Annotated in this window: 7 protein-coding genes; 3 read left to right on the forward strand and 4 right to left on the reverse strand. The window is 70.1% G+C overall.

Features of this window, described 5'->3' with window-relative positions; translation table 11 throughout:
- Positions 1-186: 186 nt before the first annotated feature.
- From AB0J71_RS49615 to AB0J71_RS49630, 4 genes are all read right to left on the reverse strand, one after another.
- Positions 187-801 carry a hypothetical protein gene (locus tag AB0J71_RS49615; protein ID WP_352330602.1) on the reverse strand — a complete coding sequence of 205 codons (615 nt, stop codon included), beginning with the start codon at positions 799-801 and terminating at the stop codon, positions 187-189.
- Positions 802-960: 159 nt separating this feature from the next.
- Positions 961-1,773, reverse strand: a complete 813-nt coding sequence (locus AB0J71_RS49620; RefSeq protein WP_364421399.1) for a class I SAM-dependent methyltransferase — start codon at positions 1,771-1,773, stop codon at positions 961-963.
- Positions 1,774-1,782: 9 nt separating this feature from the next.
- The gene (locus AB0J71_RS49625; protein ID WP_364421401.1) at positions 1,783-2,238 is read right to left on the reverse strand and encodes a transcriptional regulator; all 456 of its coding nucleotides are present in this window, start codon (positions 2,236-2,238) and stop codon (positions 1,783-1,785) included.
- 33 nt (positions 2,239-2,271) lie between these two features.
- Complete coding sequence (locus tag AB0J71_RS49630; RefSeq protein ID WP_364421403.1) at positions 2,272-3,201, reverse strand: alpha/beta fold hydrolase; 930 nt, start codon at positions 3,199-3,201, stop codon at positions 2,272-2,274.
- Between the two features lie 194 nt (positions 3,202-3,395).
- Between AB0J71_RS49630 and AB0J71_RS49635 the strand changes: the two genes are divergently transcribed.
- Genes AB0J71_RS49635 through AB0J71_RS49645 form a run of 3 tightly spaced genes read left to right on the forward strand, consistent with a single transcriptional unit; the run spans position 3,396 to position 6,086 of the window.
- Positions 3,396-3,938: a sigma-70 family RNA polymerase sigma factor gene (locus AB0J71_RS49635; protein ID WP_364394084.1), complete on the forward strand. Its 543-nt coding sequence runs from the start codon at positions 3,396-3,398 to the stop codon at positions 3,936-3,938.
- Complete coding sequence (locus AB0J71_RS49640) at positions 3,935-4,816, forward strand: hypothetical protein (RefSeq protein ID WP_352330947.1); 882 nt, start codon at positions 3,935-3,937, stop codon at positions 4,814-4,816. The genes AB0J71_RS49635 and AB0J71_RS49640 overlap by 4 nt, the downstream gene beginning before the upstream one ends.
- Before the next feature lie 46 nt (positions 4,817-4,862).
- Positions 4,863-6,086, forward strand: a complete 1,224-nt coding sequence (locus tag AB0J71_RS49645; protein ID WP_352330946.1) for an acyltransferase — start codon at positions 4,863-4,865, stop codon at positions 6,084-6,086.
- The last annotated feature ends 39 nt before the right edge of the window (positions 6,087-6,125 follow it).

Genomic DNA, 6,125 nt, shown 5'->3' on the forward strand with positions numbered 1-6,125 from the left:
GACATCCGCCCCCTCGGCGCAGACCGCCGCGCCGCATTCGAGGAGACCCTCGCCGCCCAACTCGCCCACATCGAGGCCCAGATCCCCTGACGTGCCGGACGATCGGTGTGGGCGAGGAGAGCTGAACGAGAAGTGCCGGGTGCTGGTTTTGCTCTCGGCCAAGGTGGACGGCCAAATCAGAATCAGTCAGCCACCACGGCGGTCGTCGACGGTCATGACCAGGCCAGGCCATGCATTCGCGAAGCGGCCCAGGTCGTCGGCAAGTGGGGGCAGGTGCACGCCGGGCAGAAAGTGCACAGTCGTCCCTGTGGCGCCGTCGCCGGCGATGGGCTCCAGGCCGGTGACGGGCACGCCGTGCTCGTACCGCTGGGTCCAGGACCCATTCAGGCGGCGGTTGGTGTGGATGAGCCACTCGCTGAGCGCGGCGACGACGGACATGCCGCGGCGCGGATGCCCGTCGGGGAGAGTCTCCGCGCCGGGGTCGTCGAAGAAACGCAGGTCCTTGGACGCCATGACGGGCTTCTTCACCGGCCGCCTTCGTTCATCGAGACGAGTGTCGGTGCCTCGCCCTTCGTCGGCCACGGACACCGAGCCGTCGGGGTGAAGGGTGACGGTGCAGCGTCCGGCGCCCGTGCTCGCCGCCTCGTCGGCCGGGTAGGCGAGGACTTCGAGGATCAGGTGCCGGACGCCGCCGGGCGCGAACTCGGCCGGGTTTCCTCGGATGTCGGCGAGGTGGCCGAGGTCGACGTCGGCCGCCCAGTCATGGGTGGTGTTGCGCCAGGAGGATCGGGATGTGCTCACCACAGCACCCTAGTCACGGCTCAGAAGGGTCAGTGAGCGTGCTGGGTGACCAGCAGGTCCATCCGAGCCGAGCCCTGCCGGCTGGGGCATGGCTCGCCATCGGCCCCTTGGCCACGTCCACAAGCTGAGGGAACGCGGCTTGTCGCCGCCCGCCCGCGCTCAGAACCGGTAGCGGAGAATGCGCGCCCCTTGGCGGGACAGGGCCGTGCTGCCGGCGGTGAGCCGGGTCAGCGCGCGCAGCGGTTGCGGGAACAGGGCCACTTCCGGAGCGCGGGTGAGGATCTGCTCCTCGACCAGTTCGAGGCCGGCGTCCCAGGACTCGGGTTCGTGTGGGTCGTCGAAGCCCTGGGCGGCTTTGATGCCGAGTGCCTTGATGGTCGGGTGGTACTTCATGGCCCAGGCGGCGAAGCGGGTGTAGCCGTTGAGCGCGAGTTCCCCCGAAGGGAAATGGCCGGTCAGCGCGCGGGTCATCACCTGGAAGGAGTCGTCGGGCATGAAGGGGAGCAGCCCCTCGGCGACGATCATCGCCGGCCGGTCACCGGGGATGGCTGTGAGCCAGTCGGAGCCGGTGAGGTCGGCTCCGACCAGGTGGGAACGGCCGGGCAGGCATTCCGATCGCAGGTCGATCACTTCGGGGAAGTCGATGTCGTACCAGTCGACGCCGGGCGGGGGATCACAACGGGACATCCTGGTGTCCAGGCCGCAGCCCAGGTCGAGCACCACGCATCCGGGATGAGCGGCGACGTAGGCGCGGACGACGTCGTCGAGCTTCTTGGCGCGCAGTGCCGTGGTGAGGACGAGGCTGGGCTTGACCTTCAGCTTGCCGAAGTCGTAATCGATTCTGCGGGCCAGTTCGGCGGAGAGCGTGTCGCCGAGGATGGGGCTGGGCAGTCCGGCGTCCAGAGCTCTGGCGTGGAGAGTGAGCAGCAGCGTTTCCTGGATCAGCCCGAGCTTGGGTTGCCAGCGGTGCATGGGGGTTCCTTAACGGCGTAGCGGATGACGGGCCGCGAGGTTCTGCAGCCACGTCAGGGAGTCGTGGGCGGCTTTGATGCGCTCGGTGCGGTTTCCCTCGCCGCCCGCGATGTCGAGCCCTTCGTCGGCGATCTCGCCGAACGCGCTCAGGCTGTCGAGCTTGCGCTGGATGACCTTCTGCCAGGCGTCGTCTTCGATGCGGTAGTAGGAGACGCGATCTCCGGGCCTTCTCACCTTCTTGACCAGGTCGATGGCCGTGAGGAAGCGCATGTTCGAGGTGAGTGAGGCCCGGCTGGCCTGGATCGCGTCCGCGATCTGGCCGGCGGACTGCTCGGCCGGATCGCAGATCATGAGCCAGCCGAGGATGCGTCCGGTGATGGGCGGCAGCCCCCACTCCTCGACGCAGAAGGCGGCCACCCGCTCCACCCATCGAAGCAGCCGGTCCTGCTGTTCCCCAGCGGTCATCGTCGCGTCCTTCCTTGTTGATCGTGTGCCGGTTCACTGTGTCATGGCGGCCACCGACTCGTAGGTGGGTGTCGGGGTGATGTCCGCGAGCCGGGTCCTGCGCAGGTAGAGGTCGAACCAGTCGATCGCGAGCGCCATCGCCTCTTCCAGGCCCGGGCCGGTGTAGAGCCCGAGCACGTCGTAGGGCAGCACCGCGAGCCGCTTGGGCTCGCCCGCCTTGGCGAAGGCGCTCTGCGCCTCCTCGAGCATGTGGTACGGGTCCCAGCCACCGTTGGCGATCATCAGCAGCGGCGTCGGCGCGAGCCGGTGGATGAGATTCTCCGGTGCGAAGGTGAGCAGGTGCTCGGCTGAGTCGAGGGTCTTGTCGTTGCGGTAGGTGGGAAACAGGCGGGTCGACATGTCCGGGGTGTCCTTCACGCTGTCGCCCTCCAGCGTCAGGTGCGGCACGCGAGCGCTCTGCCCGCCTTCGTAGCGCCGTTGCCAGTCCTGCTGCAGTTGGTCGCGGAGCGCGTGGACACCGGCACGGCCCAGAAGGCGTTCCATGTACCGCCATCCGTCCCACACGCTGGGGCTCTGCACGACGACGCACTTGATGCGCCGATCGAGCACGGCGGCTTGGGCCGCCACCGAGCCGCCGATGCTCACCCCCCACACCCCGATCCGCTCCGGCTGCACCTCGGGGCGGGTCTGCAGGTAGGACACGGCGCTGCGGAAGTCCTCCACCTGCCGCTCCGGGTAGTCCAGGCCGCGCGGCTCGCCTTCGCTGGAGCCGACCGTGCGGTAGTCGATGGCCAGCACCGCGAAGCCGGCCTTCACGAAGTACGGCGCGAAGAACGCCAGCGCCTCCTTGACCATCACCCCGCTGTGCCCGAGCACCAGCCCGGGGACCGGTTCGCTCGTCTCGGGCAGGTAGAGATCACCCGCGCAGCGGGTGCCGACGCTGTTGAAGGTCACGTGTTCCATGGCTTGCTCCGCATCCATTGGCTAGTTATTTCAAACATGACTGAAATAGCTAGCAATGTCAATCCAGAAGGCTGCGCAGGAAAGAGGTGGCCCCCCGCCGCTCACGTCGGCGTATCGCGGCATACGGCCGGGGAAATGCCCCCAAAGTCCTGGACATGAACTTAAGTGACAGATGATCCAGGTAAGGAGACCGGATGGGAGCCGATCCCCGTAGCCGGTTCGTGGAGATCTACGAATCCGCCTACGAACCCATACTCGGGTACGTCCTGCGGCGCTGCCCGCACCCCGAGGACGCGGCCGACGTGGTGGCCGAGACGTTCACCACGGCGTGGCGTCGCATCGAGGAACTGCCCGAGGGGGACGAGGCGCGGCTGTGGCTGTACGGCGTGGCGCGGCGGGTGCTCGCCAACCACCGGCGCGGCGAGGAGCGCCACGAGCAGCGCACGGCGGCCCTGCGCGAGCGGCTCGCCGCCTTCCCCGCGCTGGCCCGCTCGCCGGAGGACGAGATGTCCCAGATGGGAAAGGTCTTCCGCGGCCTGTCCGACGACGACCGGGAGCTGCTCTCCTTGGTCGCCTGGGAGGCGCTGGACCACGGGCAGATCGCCCGCGTGCTCGGCATCTCCCGCAACGCGGTACGGATCAGGCTCTACCGCGCCCGCAGGCGTTTCGCCCGGGATCTGGCCAAGGCCGGCTTCGACCACCCTCGCGCCGTCGCCCTCGAAGGGAGCCCGTTGTGAACCTCGCCGATCTCGCCCGCGTCGATGACCAGGATCTCAGAGGAGAGGCGTCCGCGCCGGAGACGCAGGAGCTCATGCACGCGATCATGTCGGAGGAGCGCGAGCCCGCCGTCGTGACCACACCCCGCCGCCGACGCCGACGGCTGGTGCTGGGGCTCGCGACCGTGGCCGCGGCGGCGGCCGTCGCCGTCGGCACCAGCGTGGTCGGCGGTCCGGTGACCAGCTACGCCAACGCCGCCGTCTCCATCGAGAACGCCGGCCCGTACTTCAGCGTGACCATCACCGACCCCACGGCCGACCGCCGCCGCTTCGAGGAGGCGTTCCGGGCGGTCGGGCTGAACGTCACGGTCAAGGTGATCCCGGTGGCGCCGTCCGAGGTGGGCAAGCTGATCGGCCCCGTCGTCCCGGACGGCTTCAAGTGGCACGGCAGCATCGGCACCCAGGGGATCACGCCGTGTTCGTCGGCGTTCTGCGGGAAGGTCTGGATGCCGGCCGACTTCCCCGGGCGGGTGGTGTTCGGCATCGGCCGCCCTGCCAGGCCCGGCGAGCCGTACGCCGATGACGGCCCGGTCGACCCGGAGGACGACGAGGCCCTGCCCGGCTACACCAGCCACGGCAGGACGGTCGCCGACGTACGGGCCGAGCTGGGCCGGCGCGGCCTGAAGGCCGGTTACCGGCTGTTCTGGAAGTACGCGGAAAAGGACGACGGGAGCATGTCATGGTTCGACGAGGCCGTCCCCACCGGCCGGGTCAAGGACGACTGGATCGTGGCGTCCACCCGCTTGCACAGCTCCGACACCGTCGACCTGTACGTGATCCCCGGCGCGGACGCGGGTCCCGCCCCCAGCCCGTACCCGCAGCCCCAGTGGTACGACTGAGCGGCGCGCCGGGCCGGGACGCGCTGGAGGTCAGGTGGGGGTGGCGTTGAACGGTCCCCGGGCCGCCCGGCGTCTGGCCTGGCTGGACGCGCTGCGCGGGCTGGCCGCGATGGTGGTGGTCTTCGAGCACGCGCTCAAGCCGCTGTGGCCGGAGGCGCGGCTGCCGGTCAAGGCCGTCTTCGATCCCGGCTGGTACGGCGTGCTGGTGTTCTTCCTGGTAAGCGGCTACATCGTGCCGGCGTCGCTGGAGCGGCGAGGCAGCCTGCGGGCCTTTTGGATCTCGCGAATCTTCCGGCTGTGGCCGCTCTTCATCGTGTGCGTGGCCGGCATGCTGCTGCTCGTGGCGGCCGGCTGGGACGACCTGCACGTGTGGTGGGGCACCCGGACGGTGGCGCTGGCCCTGGCGCACGCCGGCATGCTGCAGAACCTGCTGTACGTCCCGAACCTGGTCAACGTGCTGTGGACGTTGTCGTACGAGATGGCCTTCTACCTGCTGCTGACGGCGATGTTCACCCTGCGCGTGCACCGGCGCAGCACCGCAGCCGCGCTCACGTTCGCGGCGGCCGCGGTGCTCGGCGCCGGGATGCTGCCGGTGACGCTCCTGTCGGCCGGCGGGGCGGGGCGCATGCTCACCGTCGTGGTCGTCGTGAGCGCCGTGCTGGGGGCCGGGCTGGCCGCGGTGCTGTCCGGCGGCAGGCGGACGCGGCAGGCGGGCGCTGTGGCCGTCGCGGCCACGGTCCTCCTGCTGCTGGCGGTCAACCAGAGTTATCCCGGTCCGTGGCAGGGGCTGTTCATCCTGGCGACCATGTTCGCCGGCACCGCGCTGTACCGGGTCGAGACCGGCGAATTCGGCCACCGGCACCTCGCGTCCGTGGCGCTGGTACCGGTGGCGGGGTTATGGCTCGCGCGCGCCGAGCCGGGAACCCAGGTGGCGACCGCGGCGGCCTGGCTGACGTTCGCCGCCGCGACGGCGCTGCGCCGCCGTCCGATGCCGTCGTGGCTGACCTGGCTGGGGCTGGTGTCCTACTCGATCTACCTCATGCATCCGCTGCTGCTGGAGAGCGTGGAGTTCTTCCTGCCGGACCCGCCGGCCGTGCCGGTGGCGGCGCGCCTGGCGCTGCTGGCGGCGGTGTACGCGGCGCTGCTCGGGCTGTGCGCGCTGACCTGGAGGTGGGTGGAGTTACCGGCGCAGCGGTTGGGACGGCGCCTGATCAGCCGGTCCGGATCCCCTCGGGCGGCGCCCAGCCCGGCGCGGGCGCCCGGCGGGTGAGGCCGCTGCGCCGTCCGGCGGGGTTCAGCACGGCGGACG

Origin of the sequence: Nonomuraea sp. NPDC049637 (assembly GCF_040675235.1) — a bacterium.
GTDB lineage: Bacteria > Actinomycetota > Actinomycetes > Streptosporangiales > Streptosporangiaceae > Nonomuraea.